Origin of the sequence: Spirosoma terrae (assembly GCF_010435915.1) — a bacterium.
GTDB classification, from domain to species: Bacteria; Bacteroidota; Bacteroidia; order Cytophagales; family Spirosomataceae; genus Spirosoma; species Spirosoma terrae.
Map to the genome: position 1 here is coordinate 202117 of NZ_JAAFZH010000011.1, position 23834 is coordinate 225950.

Annotated in this window: 17 protein-coding genes; 10 read left to right on the forward strand and 7 right to left on the reverse strand. The window is 48.2% G+C overall.

Annotated features, from left to right (window positions below; genetic code table 11):
* Positions 1–63 precede the first annotated feature (63 nt).
* The gene (locus GK108_RS21680) at positions 64–639 is read right to left on the reverse strand and encodes a Crp/Fnr family transcriptional regulator (protein WP_163953026.1); all 576 of its coding nucleotides are present in this window, start codon (positions 637–639) and stop codon (positions 64–66) included.
* A gap of 621 nt (positions 640–1260) precedes the next feature.
* Entirely contained in the window at positions 1261–1686 is a 426-nt protein-coding gene (locus tag GK108_RS21685) for a helix-turn-helix domain-containing protein (RefSeq protein WP_163953028.1), read from the reverse strand.
* Between the two features lie 343 nt (positions 1687–2029).
* Between GK108_RS21685 and GK108_RS21690 the strand changes: the two genes are divergently transcribed.
* Both GK108_RS21690 and GK108_RS21695 read left to right on the forward strand, forming a co-directional pair.
* Entirely contained in the window at positions 2030–2710 is a 681-nt protein-coding gene (locus tag GK108_RS21690) for a GNAT family N-acetyltransferase (RefSeq protein ID WP_163953030.1), read from the forward strand.
* A 208-nt stretch (positions 2711–2918) separates the two neighbouring features.
* Entirely contained in the window at positions 2919–3491 is a 573-nt protein-coding gene (locus GK108_RS21695; protein ID WP_163953032.1) for a collagen-like triple helix repeat-containing protein, read from the forward strand.
* 301 nt (positions 3492–3792) lie between these two features.
* Here GK108_RS21695 and GK108_RS21700 read toward each other — a convergent pair whose 3' ends face one another.
* The 5 genes from GK108_RS21700 to GK108_RS21720 all read right to left on the reverse strand — a co-directional run bounded on the left by GK108_RS21700 (position 3793) and on the right by GK108_RS21720 (position 12432).
* Positions 3793–5628 (reverse strand): alkaline phosphatase, encoded by a 1836-nt coding sequence (locus GK108_RS21700; protein WP_163953034.1) that lies wholly within the window; start codon positions 5626–5628, stop codon positions 3793–3795.
* 191 nt (positions 5629–5819) lie between these two features.
* The gene (locus tag GK108_RS21705; RefSeq protein ID WP_163953035.1) at positions 5820–7337 is read right to left on the reverse strand and encodes a RagB/SusD family nutrient uptake outer membrane protein; all 1518 of its coding nucleotides are present in this window, start codon (positions 7335–7337) and stop codon (positions 5820–5822) included.
* An 11-nt stretch (positions 7338–7348) separates the two neighbouring features.
* A complete protein-coding gene (locus GK108_RS21710) occupies positions 7349–10717 on the reverse strand; it encodes a TonB-dependent receptor (protein ID WP_163953037.1) in 3369 nt (1122 codons plus the stop codon).
* A gap of 35 nt (positions 10718–10752) precedes the next feature.
* Complete coding sequence (locus GK108_RS21715; RefSeq protein ID WP_163953039.1) at positions 10753–11766, reverse strand: FecR family protein; 1014 nt, start codon at positions 11764–11766, stop codon at positions 10753–10755.
* Between the two features lie 39 nt (positions 11767–11805).
* Positions 11806–12432, reverse strand: a complete 627-nt coding sequence (locus tag GK108_RS21720) for an RNA polymerase sigma factor (RefSeq protein ID WP_163953041.1) — start codon at positions 12430–12432, stop codon at positions 11806–11808.
* A gap of 692 nt (positions 12433–13124) precedes the next feature.
* Here GK108_RS21720 and GK108_RS21725 point away from each other — a divergent pair.
* The 8 genes from GK108_RS21725 to xylA all read left to right on the forward strand — a co-directional run bounded on the left by GK108_RS21725 (position 13125) and on the right by xylA (position 23729).
* Positions 13125–13367 (forward strand): hypothetical protein, encoded by a 243-nt coding sequence (locus GK108_RS21725; protein WP_163953044.1) that lies wholly within the window; start codon positions 13125–13127, stop codon positions 13365–13367.
* Between the two features lie 49 nt (positions 13368–13416).
* Positions 13417–13680 (forward strand): hypothetical protein, encoded by a 264-nt coding sequence (locus tag GK108_RS21730; protein WP_163953046.1) that lies wholly within the window; start codon positions 13417–13419, stop codon positions 13678–13680.
* A 157-nt stretch (positions 13681–13837) separates the two neighbouring features.
* Entirely contained in the window at positions 13838–15547 is a 1710-nt protein-coding gene (locus GK108_RS21735) for a tetratricopeptide repeat protein (RefSeq protein WP_246225059.1), read from the forward strand.
* Between the two features lie 267 nt (positions 15548–15814).
* Positions 15815–18601: a TonB-dependent receptor gene (locus tag GK108_RS21740; RefSeq protein WP_163953048.1), complete on the forward strand. Its 2787-nt coding sequence runs from the start codon at positions 15815–15817 to the stop codon at positions 18599–18601.
* 74 nt (positions 18602–18675) lie between these two features.
* On the forward strand, positions 18676–19944 hold the full coding sequence (locus GK108_RS21745; protein ID WP_163953050.1) for a right-handed parallel beta-helix repeat-containing protein: 1269 nt from the start codon (positions 18676–18678) through the stop codon (positions 19942–19944).
* A gap of 62 nt (positions 19945–20006) precedes the next feature.
* Positions 20007–21086, forward strand: coding sequence for a phytase (locus tag GK108_RS21750; protein ID WP_163953052.1), 1080 nt, complete (start codon positions 20007–20009; stop codon positions 21084–21086).
* A gap of 307 nt (positions 21087–21393) precedes the next feature.
* Positions 21394–22095 (forward strand): NUDIX hydrolase, encoded by a 702-nt coding sequence (locus GK108_RS21755; protein WP_163953054.1) that lies wholly within the window; start codon positions 21394–21396, stop codon positions 22093–22095.
* Positions 22096–22397: 302 nt separating this feature from the next.
* A complete protein-coding gene (gene xylA / locus GK108_RS21760) occupies positions 22398–23729 on the forward strand; it encodes a xylose isomerase (RefSeq protein ID WP_163953056.1) in 1332 nt (443 codons plus the stop codon).
* Positions 23730–23834: the final 105 nt, after the last annotated feature.

A 23834-nucleotide genomic window follows, 5' to 3' on the forward strand; every position in this document is an offset into this window, starting at 1 on the left:
TATTCTTTTAAAATTGTTCAATGCAAAAATGGAGAATAGGAAAATAGAAAAACTTAAACTGGTTTAAGAAAGAAGCCTCTTTCGGATTTCGCTTAGATATTCGGGAGTGAAACCCAGATAGGAAGCGATTAAGTACTGGGGGACTCGTTGCACAAATTCGGGATGATTTCTAATAGCTTGCAAATAAAATTCTTCTTTTGACAACGAAAAAAGAAATTGGATACGCTTTTGAGCCGCTGCATAAGCCCGCTGGTAAACGAAACGGAAATAGCGTTCCATTGCTGGAAATTCCTCTAATAGCTTTTCCTGTTTCTCTTGGGTGATATAAAGTACTGTAGATTTTTCTACAGCCTGAATATAAAATTCCGTTGAAATTTGGTTTTCGTAGGCAAAGTTATCGGTAATCCACCAGGTTTCTATGGCAAATTCGGTGGTTTGTTCAATACCTTTCTCATTGATGAAAAACTTTCTTAACAAGCCAGTTAAAACAAAATAATGATGCCTACAAATCTCCCCTTCCTCTAGTAGGTTTTCTTTTTTTACCACCTTTTTAGAGTCAAAGAATTTTTTAATTTCTTCAAATTCATCATCAGAGACTTGTACGAATTTGCTTATATGTTTTTTGAAGATTTCAGACATCTTTGTTTTATTGATCCGTGAGTTAATCCGTAAATAAATTTCAGGGTTGATTTTTGACAAACCAGGCCGCCGGGCGGTTTAGAACTTTGTCAAAGATGATGGTTGAGCGATCTGGCAGACTTTACAAACTTATTCACTCATCAATAGTGGAGTGTTGCTGTGAGATTGCAGATAATCGCTGATTACCGAACTTTCAATACGCAATGCGTATTTCGTACTGTTGTAGATGAATCAATAGACTTTAAGCAATAAGACAAAAAGAGTTTCACTTAAATGGCCTGAATAGAATGAACAATTCTTGACCCATTGCCGCTAACCAGGCAGTATAAAACAACTAGCTGCTAGTCTTATAATCTTCGGGCCGTAACCAACGTACTTTTAGCTCTTTCCAAAGCTGTTCCGCCAAGTTTAAGTGCGGGCTGACAAGATAACATTTCCAGTTCATTGACCACAAAAGCGGCTGTGATGGAACCACATGTGGTGGCACGTAACCTTCTTCACTGACACTGGATTCATCGCCGTAAAACAAATCAATTAAACCAGCTTGACTTTACTCTTTCAGTAAGCTAAGGGCCTCATAACGAGGCATGTAGGGTTCAGTATTTGATTTGCTTTTCGGTCTCAGCCGGATACGTCGGTAGGAGCCTTCAAGTTTTTTAAAAAGCGTTGCAACGTCTTCAGGCTCATTAGTCGGCCCGTTTGCGACTCAATCTGGGCTTTAGCCTGGCTAAGTCGTTGGCGTTCGGCCTGAACTGCTTTTTTCACTAAAGCTGCGTCGGTCTGTTTGTCAAGCAAGGGTTTTCGCCCCCGACCTGGTTTGGTTAGTAGACCGTCGAGTCCCGCCTGTTCATAACGGGTGAGCCAGGCGTTGACTGAGACGTAGTGCTGTTTAACGATACTGGCTACCTCTTTAGAGGAACGCCCTTCGCTTTTAAGCAGCACAATCTGGCACCGTTGCCGGATAGCATGCGAGGAGCCGGTGCGAAACGCCAAGTCGAGAGCTTGTCGGTCGGCTGGCGTCAAGTTGATGGTACGTAGCTTGCCCAAAGTAAGTAGGTTTACAGCAAAGAACTAAAAATTGCTTGTATCAAACTAATTCTGTCCCATTGCTTCCTTATAATGAAATTTGCATTATGTAAGTGTCTCTTTAAACGTCCGTTTTAAGCGATGATCGCTATTTTCTAATGGTAACACCAGTAATCGATTAGCTCAATCTCAACCGGGTGGCCGGAGCGATTGCCGTCTCACAAATCAAGTTCTGCTTTTTAGCGATACGTGTGAGTTTGTGAGATTTATTTTTTTAAATGATGAATTTGGTCGGTTTTTTTAGAGTTACCCAGTCAGGGATTTTCTGATAGTAAATCCTGCCGTCAATAGCACCTGCCATCCAATGAAACACGTTCTGGATAATCCAGTCTGGAGTGCACTGAACTCCAATAATAAATCGTTTGCCAACGGAAACGAGATCGCTACCTATTTCGATCCGGCCGTTTCTCCCTTTGTGTCTGTTCAGGAAAATACACCTGCCAATCTGGAGATACTCCACCAAACAATTCCGTTTGCTAAGCCGGTTTTGCTGGTCTCAGTTACTAAACTAACCATTCCCGATTGCTGGTACGTCTTGAACCGAGTAGATGGTGTGCAGATGGTTTATTCGAAACGGTCGGGGATAGCGCATTATGATTCCGCTATTCGCCCTTTATCAGACGAGCACGTACCGCAAATGATGGCTCTGACCAACGTAACGAAGCCAGGGCCCTTTGCCGAAAAAACGATCGAACTTGGCCACTATAAAGGAATTTTCGATGCCGATAAACTGGTGGCGATGGCTGGGCAGCGACTACATGCGTTTGAGTTCGCCGAGATAAGTGCTGTTTGTACCCATCCTGATTATGTCGGCAGAGGTTATGCCCGCCACTTACTGGCCGATCAGCTTCAGCGGATTCTGGACGTTTCGGAAACCCCGTATCTGCACGTTCGATCGGATAATACCCGAGCTGTGCAACTTTATGAAAGGCTGGGATTTGACACCAGAACGGAGGTATTTTTCTACGTTTTGCAGAAAAAGTAGTGACGCAACAGTAAAGGCGTAAGCATTGATACGTTCTGATTCAATGCTTACGCCTTTATTGATAGAAGCAGAGCAAAATCAGGAAATAAGTAGTAAAACTGTTCTGTTAATAGGAGCTATTTTTTGTTGCCGTTCACACACTACGTTTTGAAAGGTGATTGATAGTTATTACTTCGCGGCTTGTTTTACTTCTATTCTTTTTTTTTCGATGAAAAAAGTGCTACCATTCTTGTATGTATTATTTATTGTTCTGGTGAGTTGTAAAGGGGAAAAAGGTGATCCGGGGCCGCAGGGGGAAAAAGGCAATACCGGTGCGACTGGCATACAGGGGCCAACGGGCCAAACGGGAGCAACTGGTCAGACTGGCGCAACGGGACCACAAGGTCCAACGGGACCCGCTGGTCAGAATGCTGCTCAGCCATTAGTCTACGACGCTGTTGTTGATTTGTCAAAAGCATTGCCAAGTTATGACTTTGCTAAGCCTTTAGGTGATTATGACGTAGTGCTTACATATATTATGCGGAACAAAGGGTCTGGCTATACTCCATTGCCATTTAATGGCTACGCCTATACTGCTGATCAGAAGGATTTTATTAAGCTCGATGTAAATGTTGCGAATTATACCTATTTCATGTCATTCTCTAACAATACCTCAGTTCCTCCTGGTGCATCATTTTGGATGAGAATGGTAGTAATTAAAGGGTCGAAAGGCGGTAGGCTTGATTTAGCCAGGTATCAGGATTATGAGAATCTTAGAAAGGATTATAACCTAGCGGATTAGACCCAAACAAGCCCGAAACGTTGATCGAATCGGGCTTTTTCGTGAAGAATAATAAGTGCTGTGTTAAAAAATCTTAACTAAGTGGCAGGAGCAGGTAACTACAGGATAGATGATTCCAGTAAATACTACATTTTTACGACTATCAGCAGTCACCTTGTTAGGTATAGACTGATGAAACACGCCCGCAATCAATCTACGTACGGCTCCCGACGTAGTACACATATTTTTTATCATAGGTTAGTTTGGTAAAGGTCTCCGGTTCTGCTGGAGACCTTATTTGTATCTGATGCATTCTCACAACTTATCTGGTATATTTTTTCAGGATAGCCATGATTTTGTGCTGAATCGCGGTATTCTCGTAAACACCCCGAAAATCCAGCGAATGTGGCCCGTAAGCAAACACCGGGACCATAATACCGGAATGGTCGTTGGTGCTGAAATTGCCGTCGACGTAGCCGCGTTTCAGATCGCCATCCAGCAAACTTAGCCCGCCCGTTTCGTGATCGGCGGTGACGATCACCAGCGTTTCGCCATTCGAGTCGGCAAAACGGATGGCATCGCCAATGGCCTGATCGAAATCAAGCATTTCCTGAACAACGTAACGGATATCATTGATGTGTCCACCGTAATCGATCTGGGCACCCTCGGCCATGACGAAGAACCCCGCTTTGTTGGGCTGAAGCGCCTGTATGGTTTTATGCAGGCTTTTCTGTAAAAAGTCTTTACGTCCCTTGCTGACGGCCACTACCGACTGATCATCGAGCATCACGAACGGTGTTTTCATCTTGTTTAGCTCACTGAACGTAGTGCCAATCTGATAACCACGCTGACGTAACGTATCGAGCACCTTCTCTTCCTTGAAATACCGATGTCCGCCCCCAATCAGAACTGGTACCGGATTCCGTAGGAAATCGGCCGCAATTTCCCGTTCAAACATCCGATCGGGCTGATGTGCATAGAAAGCGGCTGGCGTAGCATCGGTGACGCTGCCCGCCGAAATAATACCGGAAACCATGTTCCACGGTTTGATCAGCGTTGGGATAGCCGCTAATGCTTTGCCCGTTGAGTCGACGCCGATCGCGCGGTTGTTGGTTTTTTGGCCGGTTGCCATGGCCGTAGCGCCAGCGGCCGAATCGGTAATGTAGGTATCGGCCGCGCTGGTTTTAGAAAAGCCAATATTCAGGAATTTAGCCAGATTCAAATCGCCCCGATTGGCCGTGAGTCCGGCGTAAATCTGCGCGAGTCCCATGCCATCGCCAATGAGCAGAATCACATTTTTGACTCGGCTTCGGTTGTCGTTATTACGATACGTTGGTTGGTAAAGCGAATGCGGTATTGAATTCTGGTATTCGGCTGTCTGACGACGGCTTAAAAATTCGCCTAATGGCGCAATCTGATCGGTATTGATATAATCGACGCCCAGATTCATGAGCGTTTTCCAGGTGTTGATGTTGTCGGGGGTGGCCCAGAATCGGATTTTTTTCCCCTGTTGATGTACCTGCCGGATAACCTCCTGGATGTTTGTACGCTCTTTTTTGACAATCAACCCCTTCCCATTCCAGCGTGTATAGCGGGTAAAATCCTGACTGATCAGGCCAACATGCGCTAATTGTTCCGGCGTATACGTAACGTTGGGCCGTCCATCGAATTGAATCCAGATCGGATACGTAGCGAATTGGTCGGGCGATGGTACGTTGCCGCTGACTACTACGTTCACGGGACTTTTCTCGCCAAATACGTCCGGGTAAGCGCTCAGCGCCTGAACCAGCAACGGAAGCGCCAGCTGGGCGGGCGATTTCAGATCGATGAGCCATTGTAATTCATAAGTGGCATTGGCGTAGATTTTGCCTTTGTTTGCCCGGACCTTATCAACCATCGGCTTAATGTACAAAGCCTCCAGTGTGTGTTCTGACGTGATATCGGCGGAGTCGTGTGCTACGTAGAGTTTACCATTTCGGGCGTAAATATCAGCCTCGATGGAGCCAAATTGCTGATCGTAAGCCTGCCAGAACGGAATGGTTTGTTCGTAGTCGTTGTGCGAATGTGCCTGAGCCGGTGAATACGTAGTGCCAGACTGCGCACTGGCGTTGCTGACCATAAACCAGCCGGAAAGGACTAGGAGCGATAATGTTTTCATTGCTGTAAGGAGAAGCCCACGACAACAGCCGAGCGTGTTAACCCCCTCACCCCAACCCCTCTCCCAAAACGGGCGAGGAACTATTACTAGGTAAAAGCCTGCCAGGTTAGCTTTTTGGGGAAGACCTGGAGAAGTCCCTCTCCTGTTTTAGGAGAGGGATTTAGGGTGAGGTCTTAATTGAGCGGGCTGTATTACCAACCCTGGTTTTGCGTCAGTGAACCTTTGCTGTTTTGTATCTCAGTGGGCGGAATCGGCCATACGTGCATGATCTGTGGATTGAAATTACGGGCTTCGTAGATGACCCGGCCATCGGCATGGTGCAGCGGTTGAGCATATACACGCTGCGCATCGCCCCAGCGAACCAGATCGAAATGGCGATCGGTCCATTCGCCACCAAATTCGCAGCGACGTTCGCGTTTCAAATCGGTCATCGTAGCACCGCTGATAGCGGCCAGTCCGGCACGAGTGCGAATCTGGTTGATTTCTACGTCGGCGTTTTTGTTCTGCATCAGTTTGGCTTCGGCTTTCATCAGCAACACGTCGGCATAACGTAGCAGCGGTACGTTCAGCGAGGTCGATGGTTTGTCGCCGTTCGGATTAACGGTAGAACCAATCGGGTTGGCATAGGTGTATGGTTCCATGTATTTACGGAACTGATAACCAGTACGGTTGCTGGAGCTAACCGTAAAAGCACCCACGTTGAACGTGCGTTCCTGCCCGAAGAACATGAATTTGTCGCCCGTTTTGAGGATGGTTACTTCGCGCCGTTTATCGCCCGTTGGGAATGCATCATATAGCTCTTTCGTAGGGTAGAAGTTGCCCCAGCCGTTGTATAATCCCCAGCCTTTATCTTCCAGACATACGCCTGGAAAAATGCAGCCGACCCGTGTATCTTTCGCGCTCGACGTAACGGACCAGATATACTCCGACGACCAGTTGTTCGCTGTTTTAAATACGTCCTCATAATTCGCCAGCAGGTTATGTTTACCACTGCTGATTACCATGTCGGCGTATTTTTCGGCATTAGCCCAGTCCTTAGCGTATAGGTAGGTACGTACCAAATACGCCCAGGCCGCTGTTTTGTGGGCACGACCGTAGTTCTCCGCCGTGTATTCCGAAAAATAGGGGAGCAGGTCGGCGGCTTTTTTGAGGTCTTCCGCAATGTAGGCGTAGTTTTCGGCTACGTTCTTTGCGCGGGAAACATAAATATTCTCGGGGTTGGCGCGATCCTGAATCGGAATACCGGCCCGATCATCGCCGTAGCGATAGGCCAGTTCCAGATGCATGACAGCATGGTTGAAATAGGCTTCGCCCAGAATCCGGTTTTTAAGGGAAGCCGTCATCGTGATGTTCGGGACGTTACGAATCACGTCGTTCGCCCGCTTCATGACCTGATAATGTTTTCCCCAGATTGGCCGCGTATCCGACTCGTTACCGTCTACCTGGAAATTTTTGATCCGTTCGGCGTTAGCGCGCGGTTTGGTACCGATGTCGTCACTGGCGTTGTTCAGCCAGAAAAAACCCCGGCCGTACATATCGTCGTCGCTGTAGAGTTCATAAACGCTGTTTACACCGGCCACCGCATCACTTTCTGTTTTCCAGAAATTACCCGTTGTTGGCGCGCCCTGCGGCTCCAGATCCAGCTGGCTATTGCAGCCAAAGGTTAAGCCACCTACTACCAGCAGAAAAAGTTTATTTATTTTTTTCATGATCGCTCGTCTTAGAAAGAAATGTTTGCACCAATCATATACACGCGGGCCAGCGGATATTTCGCTACGTCAAGCCCAAAGCTGTTGATACCCACTTCGGGGTCCATACCCGAATACTTGGTGACGGTAAATAAATTCTGGCCGGTCAGGTAAATCCGGGCGCCTACCACTTTGGTGAAGGTGCGCGGAAGTGTGTAGCCGATCGTCAGGCTTTTCAGGCGCAGATAGCTGCCGTCTTCCAGATAGAAATCCGAGATACGTCCGAAGTTGTTGTTCGGGTCAGAACCAGCCCGCAGACGAGGAATGGTACCGCCAGGATTGGTTGGACTCCAGGCATTTTTCACTTCTTCGAGCATGTTATAACCCGGATACGCGTCCGGATTCAGTGCCAGATTCTTAACGGAGTTGAAAACCTTATTACCGGCTGAACCCTGGAAGAATACGTTCAGATCAAAGCCTTTGTAGCCGACATTACTGTTCAGACTAAAGGTTTTGGTTGGCAGAATGCTGCCCAGTACAACCCGGTCGCTGTCGTCAATTTTACCATCCCCGTTGGTGTCAACGAATCGGAAATCGCCCGCTTTGGCATTGGCCTGATAGCGCGTTCCGGTCGAGTTTACGTAGGCAGCGGCTTCTTCATCGCTCTGGAACAGACCATTGGTACGGTAGCCATAGAAAGCACCGAAAGGCTGACCTACGATATGGAAGTTGGAATTGGGCAGACTACGTACCGTGGAGCCCGTTGGTTGAAGATCCTGACCCGGAGGAAGTGCCGTTACCTGGTTTTTCAGGAATGATACGTTCGCCGTTACGTCGAATTTAACGCTGCCAAAATTCCGCTGATAGGTCAGCCCCAATTCAATACCCCGGTTTTCTGTCGAGCCAGCATTGATGGTACGTCCACCCGGTGCACCGGCCACGCCCGGAAGCTGCTCCTGGAACAGCATGTTGCGATTCTGTTTCGAGAATACGTCGATGGTACCAATCAGTTGGTTACGTAGCAAACCGAAATCAAGACCGATGTTAGTTTGCGTCGACGTTTCCCAGCGCAGGTTCGAGTTCGATAGGGCGCGCTCGGCATAGCCAAAATTGATGGTCGGATCGGAGCCAATCAGCGAGAGGGTCTGAACCAGTGGGATACTATAGGCGTAGTCGCCCAGTCCGGCCAGGTTGCCAATGCGTCCCCAGCTGGCGCGTAGTTTCAGATTGGTAAGCCAGTTGACATTTTTCAGGAAAGCTTCGTCGCCGATCTGCCAGCCCGCCGATATTGATGGATACCATTCCCAGCGATTAGTGCTCAGCAGTTTCGACGTACCGTCGCGCCGGACAATGGCCGACAGCAGGTATTTGTCGTTGTAGCTGTAGTTAACTCGTCCGACGAACGATTCCAGTCCGCGCTCAATGAAATACGTGTTGTTCGCATCGTAGAAAATCTCTTTCGCATTGGCCAGGTACCGCTGCGATGGATCTTCGTTGCTGAAGCCCGTGCCCCGGATACCGAATGTTTCGATTTTGGTTTTCTGGAACGTATAACCCAGCAGCGCATCGACATTGTGCTTGCTACCAAATGAGCGTTTGTAGTTAAGCGTTTGCTCGTTCAGCTGATCGTTCGATTCGTAGCTGCTTTGGTATAATTCGTTGAAATCGAAGATCTTGCCCGGCTCGGTAATGCGGACGTTGAATTGCTTCTTATTGTTCTTGATCTGCGTAATACCCCAGTTGCTACGGAATGTAAGACCATCAATAATCTGCCATTCCAGATACGGATTGACGAACAGATTGCTGACCGGATTGCGGTTGTCGAGCCGTTTCAGATACGCGACGGGGTTGATCAGATCACCGTACGAACCCGCAAAATCAGCCGGAACACCACCGAAGCGGCCTGAGCCATCTTCCCGGTAAATCGTCGCGTTGGGTGGGTAGAAAATAGCCGTCAGAATGGCTCCGGTGTAGGCACTGGTCGTGTTGCCGGTCTGACCGTTATTAACGTTGTAGGCAAGATTCTCTCCGATTTTTACCCGTTTGGTGAGCTGGTGCGACGAGTTTAGACGTAGCGTGTAGCGATCCGAGAACGTATTGAGCATGATCCCTTCGTTCTTACGGTAGCCACCCGACAGGAAGAACGTTGATTTTTCGGTACCGCCACTCACCGACGCGTCGATGTTGTAGATACTGCCGGTCTGGAAAATTTCGTTCATCCAGTCGGTTTTGGTCGTGCGGGCGATGGGGTTTCTGGTCGGATCGAAAGCCGCAATGCGGGGTAAACCAGCGTTATCGGTCGCTGTGTTCATGGCGTCGGCAAAACCGGCTGCATCGAGCGATTTTAGCGTTTTCGCCACCTGCTGAACGCCCTGCTGATAATTGACATTCACTCGCATCTGACCACTCGATCCTTTCTTGGTCGTAACCAGAATAACACCCGCCGAAGCACGGGCACCGTAAATGGCCGCCGACGCATCTTTCAGTACGCTAATCGACTGGATGTCGTTCGGATTAATCGAACTCAGCGTTCCCGGATAAATAACCCCATCGACAACCAGCAGTGGACTTTCGTCGTTGAGCGAGCCAATACCCCGAATTTTGATGGTTGGGTTGGCTGTTGGGTCGCCACCTTCGTTCACAACCGTAACGCCCGGCAAGGTTCCCTGCAAGACGTCGGCGGCTGTGTTGTAGTTCCGGCTCCCGATTTCTTTGGTTGGTACGGTCGCTATGGCACCCAGTACGTCGCGTTTTTGCTGAGAACCATACCCAACTACTACCATTTCGTTGAGTTGTTTGGCCGACTGAGTCAGCGTAATCGACAGCTGCGAACGGCCACCTACTTTTACCTCGACCGATTCGTAACCGATGTAGGAAACCACTAGCGTAGCATTTTCGTCGGGAACGCTAATCGTGAATTTACCCTCGGCGTTGGTTACGCTACCTACATTCTGCCCTTTCACAACGATACTCGCGCCGGGTAGCACCTCGCCCGTTTGCTGATCAGCAACGGTACCCGTAACCGTGATCTGGCTTTGAACGGATGGACTGGTTGGCGTAACAGAGGCCTGGCGAAGTACGATATGGTTGTTCACCAGTTCGTAGCTAATGCCGTAGGGACGTAGCAGATCCGTTAGAACGGCGCTTAATTTTTGTTTGCTGGCTCTGACCGTAACGATCTGATTGAGCGGTAGCGATGGGCCATACACAAACTGTTTGCTGGTTTGTTTTTCAAGTTGTTGGAGTGCCTGCCGAAGTGTTACGTTAACGAGTTGTACCGTAACAACCTGGTCGGGTTTGGTTGGCCCGGCCTGGGCTGCATGGGGCCACTGGGCCATCAGAAAGCCTGCCAATAGCAGACGCTGCCCGACCTGGCGGGGCGAAAGATACAGTTTGTTCATAGAGAGGAACTACATGAGTGAGTGAATCGAGTAGACTAGCAACCTTTTCCGGTAATAATGATGGTTGACCCTCGCTGCTGATACGTAGCGTTGAGGTAAGAACAGAGTACGGTCAGTACGTCTGGCAGTGACGGCTTTTTAAAACGAGTTGTAATCTGGCAGTGTCTCAGTTTTTCCTGAGGAACCTGAATCTGTACGGCAAACCGGCGATTCAGTAAACGGGCGGTTTCGGCAATCGTTAGGTTGTCCAGAACAAGCTGGTCACTTGTCCAGGCCCTATAATCATTAGCATTGGTAATGGTTTGTTGGTGAAGTGTATGGGTTTGGCGGTTATAATGGCTCTTTTGATTGGGCAATAAACTGACCGAATCGCGTTGAGCGTCCGTTACGCGAACTTTTCCGGTCAGCACGGCAACTTCTATATCGGGGTCCTCGGCGTAGGCGCGGACGTTGAATTGTGTACCTAAAACTCGGGTAGAAATGGTGCCGCTACGGACAATGAACGGGTGTTGTTTATCGTGCGCTACGTCGAAATAACCTTCTCCTTCCAGCTCGACAACCCGTTGCGCCGTCTGGCCGAACGTACTGGCGTATCGTAGTCGACTCTGCGCATTCAGCCATACCTGCGTTCCGTCGGGCAATTTTACGTGTGCTCTCTGACCCGCAGGCGCTACGACCTGCTGAAATGCTACGTGTTTTTCTGTTTGATTGGCTAGTTGCCAGAACCAAAACAGTCCCAGACCAGCCAACGCAGCAGCGGCCGCATAGCTCCAGTACCGACGAAACGGAATCACCCTGGCCGACTGACTTTGATCGTAATCGACAGTCTGTTGTAAACGACTCCAGACTCGATGCTGCAACGCCCGTTCAGATTCGGTTTCGGCCGGTAGTTCAGTTGTTTCTGGCAACGTAGTGTCGTCGATCAATTCCTGCATCAGCGCGATGCCTTCGGGCGTAGCCAGGAACGCTTCGGCCTGCTCCCGTTCTGTGTCTGAGCATTGATCGGCTATGTATCGCCGGAGAAGATCTTTATCTTGTTTTGAGGCCAAGTGTAGGGCTGTTTGCCTACATTACAATTGCCGGAGAAATTAGGGTAGTTCGGTCAGGAAAAATTTTATCAGACTAGCGCCAACCGGGAGGCCGAGGAGCGTCAGATCGGCGTAGCGTCGGAGAAAATGAGTTAGAAAACGACGGGCGTGTACCATGTGATCTTTGACCGCATCGCGCGAAATGCCGAGCTGTTTGCTCACCTCATCGTAGCTTTTACCTTCAACCGAGCAGAGCTGGTACACTTCCTGACGGCGAGGGGGTAACTGCGCAATGGCGTTATGCGCCATTTTTTCATACTCAGCCGAAATGTACTGATCTTCAACCGTATGACTGTGGACATCTATGCGCCGTCCCCATTCCTGATTTAAGGTATTGATCGTCGCCTTTTGTCTGATTTGATTTAACACCAGATTGCGGGCTACCGTATGTACGTAACCGCCCAGGCCGATGGCTGGATCGAGCTGTTCGCGATGCTGCCAGACCTTTAAAAAGACATCATGCAGAATCTCTTCGGATTCTGTGTCGGACTTAAGGAATTTCTGAATGAAAAAAAGAACAGGGCGTTTGTATCCGTTGAACAATTGCTCAAAAGCATCGGCATTGCCTTGTTGTAGACATTGTATTAAGTCCGCTTCCTGCTGTTTGCTAAATGGTCCTGTATACACGTGTCGACATGGATGGTCTTAATTCTGCTCAAAAGTAGCGAGCATCGCTTGGGCAGAATAGGCAGTAGCCTATTCTTAATAGATTGATAATGTTTATCAGGGTGGATACTAATCAGTCAAAAACAGGCTTTCTTACTGGCAAGTTGCGAATTATCTAGTAATGATTTGGCATCTGTGTTATAATAATTGGTTTGTTGCTGAGCCTAATAGGATCTGAAACGACACGTAGCACCTCAGTTGCGATTGCCTGGCGAACCGCAGGCGGTATTGTCGCTACGTTCATAGTCGTTGATCAAATAAACTGAACGAGCAGGATGGATATTACCACAAACAGGAATAGTATGCCAAGGAAAACCAGCTTTTTACTGCGAGAGTAGCGAACGTAGCGGCTATTGCCTGCAACCAAATTCATCAATTCGTTAATCCAGTGGGAAATCATAGGGAGTAGCTAATTACACCACTAAGACTATTTTGCCGAATGGCTGTCACTGATAATTGAGTTATGAAATTGTTATGGTATCGCCCTGGCTATTCTTACTAACTTTTACCTAAAAGCAGATTGAACTACATGGTCTGATAACAGCCTGTTTGATAATCTCCACTTAACATGCCTTACGTAACGACCTGCTACCTTTGCGGGCATACTCAACATCCTCGTTATGCGCTTTATCGCTGTTTTTAAACAACACCAAATGGCCTGCAGTCTCGGCTTTGATAGCCTGGTCGATGCGCTGGATTTTTTGTTCTGGGGATATGAAGATCATGAACTGATGCCACAGGGCGTTTATGATCTGTTTACCGACAAAGCAACCGTATACGATCACGCTGGTCAATTCGTTGGAGGGTTAAGCCTGGAAGCCATACGGACCATTGCGAAAGAATATTTGAACACATTCAAACCATTCGCCAATCTTATTCGTCTTAGTGATGGATAGGAGTCAACAGGCCTATAATCCAGGTACTTATCTCGTAAAACGATACGTTATGGCACACAAAATGAAAATGACCATTGGCAATATCATTGGTCTTTGGTTTGGCGTTGATACGCCTATTCGTCAATACAAAATAAAGGTGAATCCTGAGTTGTGGGAGGCTTGCCAACAGGTTAGTGTAACATTTACTCCTCCGTCGGGGGCCGTATCCGTTGATCGGTATCGCAAATCGGATATGGTTGCCTTTGCGATAGCGGTGCAGCAGGAATTAAGCCAGTATAAACCAATAGAGGAGGAAGCATACGAGTATGCCTGATCATTACATTGATTTTGTCTTATGGCAATAAAAAACCTCGACCTGCGGGCCGAGGTTTTTTATTGCCACTGAAGTGCTGGAGATTCGGTAACAAAAACTTCACATAAGCCGCACTAGGTTAGGCCGTACCTTTGTTGATTGACCTAATCAATAAAGGATGTGTCTTCTTTTGATGTCGGAAAGGCAGCCCGGGCGTCCACGTTTTTTCGCTTCGCTGATACGTAGTTGTTTTTGGCTATTGGCGTTGCTGTTAAGTGGACAAACTCACTGCCTGAGCCAGCGTTTAAGTGCTACCGAGCAACTTGCCCGTCAATACCCCGATTCGGCTTATCGGCTCATCAAGATCAAGCTCGACGAGGCTATTGCAGCTAATAGTAAGTTGCAGGAGGGCGATTATCTACAGCAGATAGGGTTACTGTTTTTTCATCAGGGAAGCTATGCCCAAAGCATCGATTTTCTGCTGCAGGCCCAGAAAATCTTTGTGCAGGCGAAGGATGGAAATCGGCTGGCTCGCAATCGGAATGAGTTAGGGACGGTCTATTATTATAACGAACAGGCCGATAAAGCACTGGCTCAATTCAATGAAGCACTGGCTTTTTATCGCCAGCATCGGATGGCACATGGATTAGCGCAAACCTACGCCAACATTGGCCATATCTACGAAAAACGGCAAGCGACCAAGCTGGCTTACCGATACCAGAAACTGGCTTTAACGTATAGCCGAACGGCTACTGATACAATAAGCCTGACGAAAATTTACGAGAATCTGGGGAGTATTTTTGAGGATGAGGCTCGCTACGATTCGGCTCGTTATTACTATGAGTATGCATTGGACCTGGCCAGGAAAACGCACGACGAAATTGGCCAGATTGAGATTGTCAATAATCTGGGCGATGTGTTTCGGAAAACCAATAATTACCAGCGCGGACTGGAATTTTCGCAGCAAGCCAGGCAGATGGCCGAGCAGAAAGGCGAACTCTATCAGCTCAGTGCCGCTCTGCGCGATATCGCCAAAACGTATCGGTTGATGAATCGGCCCGACAGCGCCTATGAATATATAGAGCGAAGCCGTAACCTGACCAACGACATTTACGCCCGTGAAAACAACCGCCAGATTGCGCTGCTTCAGACATTATATGAGGTTGAACGGAAAGATAGTGAGATCACACAGCTCAATGCGCAAAAGCAGATCGATGCCTTAATTATTGGTGGAACGGTTGTGGTGCTGGTGCTGATCGGCGTCCTGGGCGCAGTAATTATCAGTCGGCAGCGGCTAAAAATCCAGAACGAGCGGGCTATTAATCAGCAGAATCAGGAGATTTTTCGGACGCAGCACGAACTGATTCAGGCCGAGCTGAAAAACAAACAACTGGAGGAGGAAAACCTGAAAAGCCAGCTGGAACTCAAAAGCAAGGAATTGACCGCCCATACGCTGCAAATTATCCAGAAAAATCAGGTGCTGGAGGAGCTAAAGGAAGATCTGAACGCCATTCTGAAAGACGACAAGCGTGACCAGAAAAAGCAACTGCGCCAACTCGCTCAGAAAATTGTGCTGAGTTTCAATCAGGATAAATACTGGGACGACTTTCGGAATATTTTTGATCAGGTTCACCCGTATTTCTTCAACCGATTAACGCAGCAGTTTCCCGATTTGACGGCTACGGATTTACGACTTATTGCGTTGCTCAAAATGAATATTACGTCGACCGATATTGCTACGTTGCTGGGCATCTCGTCGGATAGTTTGCGGGTGGCCCGGTACCGGTTGCGAAAAAAGATTGGGCTGGCTGAAGGGGAGTCGCTATCGGCGTTTATACAGCGCTTCCCGGCGCAAACGCAAACCACGCCCGAAACCCACGAAGTCTAGCACAATCGAGTTCTGTATTGTTGGCTGCTCTATTGTTAACAATAAGATAATGGCGGTTTTTGATTTTGGTAATGCGTTGATAGCCAAATGGTATTTGGTGTATTGCTGCCTGGTTGCTTACGTTGCGTAACGGCTTGTTGCCTTTTTGTTCACGGCTGAAATTTGTCCTGTCCTAACGCTTCGTAGACCTTTGTCCTGTCAATTACGACGCCCATTTGAGGGCAGGAATAATTGAAAAGTCAGGATTGATGTAGGTTTTTGAACAGCATGAAGCAGGTATTACTAGGCATATTTCTTCTCGTTTCGGGAGCGCAGGCAATGGCCGGAATCCTTAAAGGGAGAGCACTGGATGCGACCACTGGGCAGCCCGTTATTGGCGCAACGCTGCTGCTGGATAATACAAAACTACATGCCGTGTCGGGGCTGGATGGCTCGTACACGATTAAGAATATTCCGGCCGGAACCTACACGATTCGTATCAGCTACGTATCCTACCGCACCATGACGCGTGACGTAGTGATCGGCAACGACAACCAGGTCAGTACGCTCGATTTGCCACTGGAAACAGAGAATGATCGCCTGCTGACGGAGGTGACGGTGAAAGGCCAGCGCGATGGCACCAGCGATCGGACGGCGCGGGATATCGAACGGAATGCCCTGCAGGTTACTAACATTGTATCGGGGCGATCTATTGAGCTATCGCCCGACCTGACGGTTGCCAATGTCATCCAGCGCGTATCGGGTATATCCATCGAACGGAATAGCAATGGCGACGGTCAGTACGCCATCCTGCGGGGCATGGACAAGCGTTATAACTATACGCTGGTCAATGGTGTGAAAATACCAAGTCCCGATAATCGCTACCGGTACGTACCGCTCGATATTTTTCCCGCTGAGTTGCTGGACCGCCTTGAAGTATACAAAGCTCTGACACCTGGCATGGAAGGGGATGCCGTTGGGGGAGCGATCAATATGGTGATGAAAGATGCGCCCGCTCATCTGACTGTACTGGCTAACGTAGCAACGGGCTACAGTGAGCTATTCCTGAATCGCCCTTTCGTCAGCTTCGATACAAAAAACATCAATCCTAAATCGCCCTACGAGCAGTTTGGTAATCAGTATAGCGCTAAGCCGTCCGATTTTAATCAGGCATCGGCTACGTATACACGACATAGCCCACCACCCAATCTGATTGGTAGTCTGGCTATTGGGAACCGATTCTTCAGTCAGCGCCTGGGCGTCATGTTGGCGGGGAGTTTGCAGAATACGTTTCGGGGAAGCAACAGCCTGTTCTTTAACGGCGACGTAGTGGATACGTTACGGGGAATGACGCTGACCAAACAAAGTGAACGCGAGTATTCGGAGCGCCAAACACGATATGGTGTTCATGTGAAAATGGATTACCGGCTCAACCGCGACGGCGTGTCGGAACGTAACAAACTGCAATGGTTCAACGCCCTGATCGGTCTGGAAAACGAACAGATTCGGGAGACGAAATCAACGTCGCTGGGTATCGGTGGATTTGATCCGGTGCTTGGCAATGCTACGCTTGGCTACGAAACCCGCTCCCGCCTGACAAAGCAGAAAATTTATACCAGTACGTTGCAGGGGACGCACGAGCTGGCCACCAACTTAAGTGCCAACTGGTCGGCAGTTTATTCGCTGGCGACCAATGAGGTTCCTGATCAGACCTATATACCACTGCTGGGTATTCGTAAAAATTTTGTAGAACAACGTACCACCGTTCAAGACGGCCAACGTCGTTGGGAGCATAATTCTGATACCGATCTGGCGGGTTATCTGAACCTGACCCTTAAAACTACGCTGGCGGGCGTTGATGTGGAATGGATGGCTGGTGGGTTATATCGCGATAAGCAACGTAGCAATTTCTACAATAACTACACCCTTCGTCCGAGTAATCCGTTTGCGCAGTATGGTACTGACTTTACGGAGTACAACCAGATCGGATGGGTCATTCAGAATCCATTAGGCTCCGTTGCTTCAGCTTTGAACTACGATGCCAGTGAAAAGATTGCCGCAGGGTATATCCAGTTCCGCACGATGGATCAACCGCTGGAAATAACGGGCGGTGTTCGTGTTGAGCATACCGATCAGGGGTACGCCATGAAGTTTCCGATTGGTGAAGAGTATCCTACGGGTAGCCAGATTTATACGGACGTACTGCCGAGTCTGCACTTTCGCTACCGTCCCAATGAACAGACCAACTGGCGACTATCCTATTTCCGGTCGCTGAACCGCCCAGGCTTTTTCGAAATCGTGCCCTACCGTATCGTTAATGAAGAATACCAGGAGCGGGGCAATCCTACGCTAAAACGGGTTATTGCCGATAATGTGGATTTGCGCTATGAGTTTTTTCCGCGCCCGCTGGAGCAGTTTATGGTTGGTCTGTTCTACAAGCGTATTCAGGACCCCATTGAATACACGCTACAGAAAGATGCAATCCGGGGACAGGATTTGTATTATGGTCCGGGAAATTTCGGGAATGCCACCAATTTCGGACTGGAGGTCGACGCTATTAAATACTTCCGGCAGTGGGGTCTGAAAGCAAACTATACCTACACCAATTCCAGCATCACAACGCCCAAGTCGAAACGTATTCGGAATGAACAGGGCGACCTGGAAACCATAACGGTCAATCAGACACGTCCGCTCTACGGTCAGTCGGCGCACGTAGCCAATCTATCTCTGCTCTATAAAGATGCCGGGCGTGGCTGGGATGCGCAGATAGCGGCCAGCTATACGGGCGGACGTATCAATACGGTATCGCAGTTCGTGGACAACGATCTGTATCAGCGAGGCTTTGTTCAGATGGATGCATCGGCCGAAAAGCGTATCGGGAAACCCAGTTCAGGCAGAGGCTTTCTTGTATTCGTGAAGGCAAATAACCTGCTGAATACGCCCACCGAGATTTTTATCAACAACGTCAGTAGCAAAAATTCAGATGTGCCGAATCAGGATTTGTCCGGTAAAACGCTGATCCGGCGCGATTTCTACCAACGGTCCTACGTTCTGGGTATTCGGTATAAACTGTAATGAATGAGCAAGTTAGCTACTGTTTCCTGCGAAAATTTTTAGCGTGCCAAACGAATTTGTAATCAATCCATAAAATGAAACAAGTAATCCTGCTTGCCGCCTTGTCGGCTGCTGTATTGGTCGGTTGTTCAAAGAGCGACGAAACCGGTAATCCGTCGGTTAACCCGACGCCAGTTGTAAAAGAAGCTGTATCGGGCGACGTATCGGGTACCTGGGCCAAAGGTAGTACGTATAAAATCACGGGCCATTTACAGATTCCGGCTAGCCAGTCGCTGGTCATTGAAGAAGGCGTAACGGTCGTGTTCAGCGATTCAACGGTAAAGCCCGAGCTGATTGTGCGGGGGAATCTCTACGTAATGGGTACGTCGGCCAATCCGGTAAAATTCACGGTTCCTGACGCCTGGAAAACCACCGCCAATCAATGGGGAAATCTTTGGGGCGGTATTATTGCCGCGCCAACGTCGGCCGAACTCCTGCTCGACAACGCCATTATTGAATACGGTGGAGCCGTAACAACGGAGAGTTCACCATCGGTGAAAGCTGGTTTATATAAAGCGGCTGCTGGCAACCACGTACCGGCTATCAATTATTCCAATGTGAACGGTAAGCTGATCATTGTCAATAGCCGCCTGAACAACCAGAACGAAGATGGTTTTTATATTGAAGGTGGTAAAGTGCTCATTGCCAATAACAAGATTTATACACAGGGCGTATCGGGTGGCGATGCGATCAACCTGAAATCGGGCGTGCAGGCCGACATAGCGTTCAATATGGTCTATAGCCCCAATACGAATGCGCTGAAATTGTCGAACACGGGCGATCGGACTCCGCAGGCGTATGTGGTTGCCTATAACAACACCGTTGTGAATGCTGGCTGGCGTCGGCCAACCATTAAAGGTGGTTCGATCTGGATTGAAGCGGGCGTACGGGCCGAACTCTATAATAATCTGCTGGCTAACGACCGCTTTGGCGTAAAGCGTGATCCGAAAAATCCGGAAGATAACCGGTCTAAAATAAGCAATAACCTGTATTATGGCGCTACCCAGGATGGCGTAACCGGCTTCCAGCCATCCACTGAAATTGCGTCCGGTACCAATGATATCATCAGCAAAACGATTGGCGATAATGACCCTAAATTCGTGAACTATCCGTTGTCTACTGATTCGAAAAATGCAGTATTTAACACAGCCTGGGATTTCCGGGTACAGCCTGGTTCGCCAGCTATTGGTAAAGGGACTACCAACTTCACTCCTCAGTTTGCGAATGGTTTAACACTGGCGAACGGAAAAACATATAAATCACCAACGCCATCGACAATCATTGGTGCCTTTGGCTCTAACTAATCAGCATACCAGACCTGAACGAACGTAATAGAGTCGTTCAGGTCTTTACAAGTGGCGAATCAATGGTATTGTCTAATAAAACAGCTTTTGGTGTACTCGCAGGCTTTGTTTTGCTGGCAAGCTGCCAACAGAACAAGGCTCAGCATAGCGGACCTGTTTCTAAGCAGGATGCTGTGATTCAACCCATTTTTGTTACCGACACGGTTCGGCACGATACCGACGATCCGGCTATCTGGATTAACCCCGCCGATCCGTCAAAGAGCCTGGTAATTGGTACGGATAAAGATCAGGATGGCGGACTTTATGTCTTTGACCTGAAAGGGAAGATTGTTAAGGAGATACATAACCTGAAGCGCCCCAACAACGTCGATGTAGCGTATGGCTTGATGCTGAATGGCAAACCGACCGATATTGCCGTAACGACGGAACGGTTCACGCACAAGCTACGTATTTTTGCCCTGCCGGATATGAAGCCGATTGACAACGGCGGGCTGGCGATGTTTACCGGCGACACGACCGATGGGTTTCGCGATCTGATGGGCATTGCCCTGTACAAAAGTCCGAAGGGTATTCTCTATGCAATGGTTGGCCGTAAATCGGGCCCGACCGACGGGTCCTATATTGGTCAGTATCGGCTCAACGACGATGGGGCTGGCCAGGTCCGTGCTACGCTGGTGCGTAAGTTCGGCGCCTATAGCGGTAAAAAAGAAATCGAGTCGATTGCTGTCGACAACGAGCTGGGTTACGTCTATTATTCCGATGAAGGAGTGGGCGTCCGAAAATATTATGCCGATCCTGACAAGGGAAACCAGGAGTTGGCTCTTTTCGCGAAGACTGGTTTTTCGGAAGACCACGAAGGCATTTCGATTTATAAAACTGGTCCCGGAACGGGCTATATTCTGGTATCAGACCAGGGCGCAAATCAGTTTCATATTTTCCGTCGGGAAGGGGAGGCTGGCCATCCCAACGATCATAAATTGTTGAAGGTAGTACGGGTGGCGGCTCAAATCAGCGACGGTTCCGACGTAACGAGCACGCCCCTTGGTAATCAATTCCCGCATGGCTTATTTGTGGCTATGTCGGAAGGGAAAACATTCCATTTTTACCGTTGGGAAGATATTGCTGGCAACGACCTTAAGTAAGGAAAACGAATCGTATTTATAGCAAAGAGGGAGCTAATCGTATACAGGTTAGTTCCCTTTTTGGCTATTTATGAATGTGAAGAAAACAAGCAGGAGACGTTTGCTCACAGCCGGGTTGAGGAGTAATGAATATGAATTAATGGCATGAATAAGTAGCTGTAGTTTTGGTTTTCTTGAAATTTATTAATCGTTGATAATGTGTTAGTTATTTCAATTTTGGGGCGTACCTCAACGTAACGTATCATTAACAATTGGGATATTCCGTCTTATCTTCGATATAAAATGACGCAGGCTTGCCTAATCCTACATGTTAGACCAATACAGACAGCAGCATCCCTATTTACTAGCTTTAGATTCAATCATATTTGGCTTCGATGGTGATAGCCTGAAAATACTACTGGTCAGACGTGGTGTCGAAGAAACGACGTGGTCGCTGATGGGCGGGTGGCTTCAGCCCGATGAAGGATTAGAACAGGCCGCTGCCCGGATTCTGTTTGACCTGACAGGCTTGACGAATGTATACCTGGAACAGTTGTATGCCTTCGGAAATCCCCACCGAGATCCAATTGTACGCACGATATCGGTAGCCTATTTTTCATTGATAAAAATAGCCGATTATGAGGCTAAAATCTCTGAAGCGTTCCAGGCGCGCTGGTTTTCTATTTACGATCTTCCTCCTTTGCTATTTGACCACGGCGACATGGTTGACTTAGCAATTAAACGACTCCGCTACAAAGCGGCTCAGCACCCTATCGGTTTCGAATTATTACCCGAGAAGTTCACAATTCCTCAGTTGCAGAAGCTATATGACGCCATTTACAACACAGAATTTGACAAGCGGAATTTTAGTCGCAAGATTCTGTCGACCAATTTGTTGATTAAGCTGGATGAAAAACAGAGGGGCTTTTCCAAAAGGGGCGCTTATTACTACCAGGTCAACAATGAAAAATATCGTGAGATCACGAACTCCTTCCTCAACTTTATTCCTAACTCAGAAATAGCCCTGTAAGCGCACAAAGCGATTTTTTACAGGATAACTATACTTTTCATATAATTTTTTTTGTAAAATGATGAGTGTCATATTGACATTTAACTAAATAAACCTCAGCTTTACATCCAGAAATAAGTGTCAATCTCACAAGAAAGGAGAGCGGTCTGGGCAAGATGGCTTATAACGTAGCAAAACCGTAAAATGCTACGTTACAATGAGGATGGATCTGGCCGGAAAATGACACATATGAGCAGGCTTTATCGAGCTATTTTAACGATATAAGAATAGGAAATTAACTAATAATCAATTAATTAACAGTTATGTCGACGGTTACGCTGGGCGATCGGGAATATTTCTCCGGAATTGGTACAATTGGCTATGAAGGGCCTAAATCAAAGAATCCATTAGCATTCAAGTGGTATAACCCTGATTTGGTGGTTAACGGTAAAACGCTCCGCGACCAGTTGCGCTTTGCGATCAGCTACTGGCATACGTTCTGCGGTACGGGTGGTGATCCATTTGGTCCGGGTACGCGCGTTTTCCCCTGGGATCAGGATAGCGATGCGAACGTACGGGCTCAACAGAAGATGGATGCTGCTTTTGAGTTTTTCACCAAAATTGGTGCTCCTTACTATTGCTTTCACGATATCGATCTGGTTGATGAAGGTGGATCGGCCAGCGAATACGAAAGCCGTTTACAGAAAATTGTTGACTACGGGCAGCAGAAGCAGAAAGCGAGTGGCGTGAAACTTCTGTGGGGAACGGCCAACGTATTCTCGAATCCCCGTTACATGAATGGGGCCTCTACCAACCCCGATTTTGCCGTTTTGGCCTATGCCGGTACCCAGGTGAAAAATGCCATCGATGCTACGATCGCTCTGGGTGGAGAGAACTACGTATTCTGGGGTGGCCGCGAAGGGTATATGTCGTTGCTGAACACGAACATGAAGCGCGAAGTTGAGCACCTGGCCCAATTCCTGACCATTGCCCGCGATTATGCCCGCAAACAGGGTTTTAAAGGAACGTTCTTCATCGAGCCGAAGCCAATGGAGCCAACCAAACACCAGTACGATTACGATGCGGCTACGGTTATCGGTTTCCTGCGCCAGTATGGGCTGGATAAAGATTTTCAGTTAAATATTGAGGTAAACCACGCTACGTTGGCGGGCCATACGTTCGATCATGAATTGCAGGTAGCAGCCGATGCCGGTATGCTGGGTAGCATCGACGCCAACCGTGGCGATTATCAGAATGGCTGGGATACTGATCAGTTCCCGATCAATTTATACGAGCTGGTAGAAGCGGCTCTGGTTATTCAACAGGCAGGTGGTATTAAGCCCGGCGGTATCAATTTCGACGCGAAAGTACGTCGTAACTCTACCGATTTTGAGGATATCTTCCTGGCTCATATCAGTGGAATGGACGCGTTTGCGCGGGCATTTATCGTGGCTGATGCTATTTTGAAAGAGTCGGATTACCTCAAATTCCGGCAGGAGCGCTACGCATCGTTCGATGAAGGTCAGGGCAAGGCTTTTGAAAATGGAACATTGTCGCTGGAAGACCTGCGTGCTTACACGCTGGCCAATGGAGAGCCTGCGCTACGTAGTGGTAAGCAGGAGTGGCTGGAGAGCATCATCAATCAGTATATCTAGTCTGGTTTTCCGGAAGGGTTGACTAACGTTTGGTTCTGATCGACAAGGCAAGTTTTGCATGGATTCATGGGACGTGTCTTGTCGATCAGAAAAAAATATTGACTT

What these genes read in the sequence shown, in the direction of transcription:
- GK108_RS21725 (WP_163953044.1), top strand. Translation starts at nt 13,125, where the DNA reads ATGGCCTGCAGTCTCGGCTTTGATAGCCTGGTCGATGCGCTGGATTTT.
- GK108_RS21755 (WP_163953054.1), top strand. Translation starts at nt 21,394, where the DNA reads ATGTTAGACCAATACAGACAGCAGCATCCCTATTTACTAGCTTTAGAT.
- GK108_RS21745 (WP_163953050.1), top strand. Translation starts at nt 18,676, where the DNA reads ATGAAACAAGTAATCCTGCTTGCCGCCTTGTCGGCTGCTGTATTGGTC.
- GK108_RS21705 (WP_163953035.1), bottom strand. Translation starts at nt 7,337, where the DNA reads ATGAAAAAAATAAATAAACTTTTTCTGCTGGTAGTAGGTGGCTTAACC.
- GK108_RS21680 (WP_163953026.1), bottom strand. Translation starts at nt 639, where the DNA reads ATGTCTGAAATCTTCAAAAAACATATAAGCAAATTCGTACAAGTCTCT.
- GK108_RS21740 (WP_163953048.1), top strand. Translation starts at nt 15,815, where the DNA reads ATGAAGCAGGTATTACTAGGCATATTTCTTCTCGTTTCGGGAGCGCAG.
- GK108_RS21730 (WP_163953046.1), top strand. Translation starts at nt 13,417, where the DNA reads ATGGCACACAAAATGAAAATGACCATTGGCAATATCATTGGTCTTTGG.
- GK108_RS21710 (WP_163953037.1), bottom strand. Translation starts at nt 10,717, where the DNA reads ATGAACAAACTGTATCTTTCGCCCCGCCAGGTCGGGCAGCGTCTGCTA.
- GK108_RS21690 (WP_163953030.1), top strand. Translation starts at nt 2,030, where the DNA reads ATGAAACACGTTCTGGATAATCCAGTCTGGAGTGCACTGAACTCCAAT.
- GK108_RS21735 (WP_246225059.1), top strand. Translation starts at nt 13,838, where the DNA reads ATGTGTCTTCTTTTGATGTCGGAAAGGCAGCCCGGGCGTCCACGTTTT.
- GK108_RS21695 (WP_163953032.1), top strand. Translation starts at nt 2,919, where the DNA reads ATGAAAAAAGTGCTACCATTCTTGTATGTATTATTTATTGTTCTGGTG.
- xylA (WP_163953056.1), top strand. Translation starts at nt 22,398, where the DNA reads ATGTCGACGGTTACGCTGGGCGATCGGGAATATTTCTCCGGAATTGGT.
- GK108_RS21700 (WP_163953034.1), bottom strand. Translation starts at nt 5,628, where the DNA reads ATGAAAACATTATCGCTCCTAGTCCTTTCCGGCTGGTTTATGGTCAGC.
- GK108_RS21750 (WP_163953052.1), top strand. Translation starts at nt 20,007, where the DNA reads ATGGTATTGTCTAATAAAACAGCTTTTGGTGTACTCGCAGGCTTTGTT.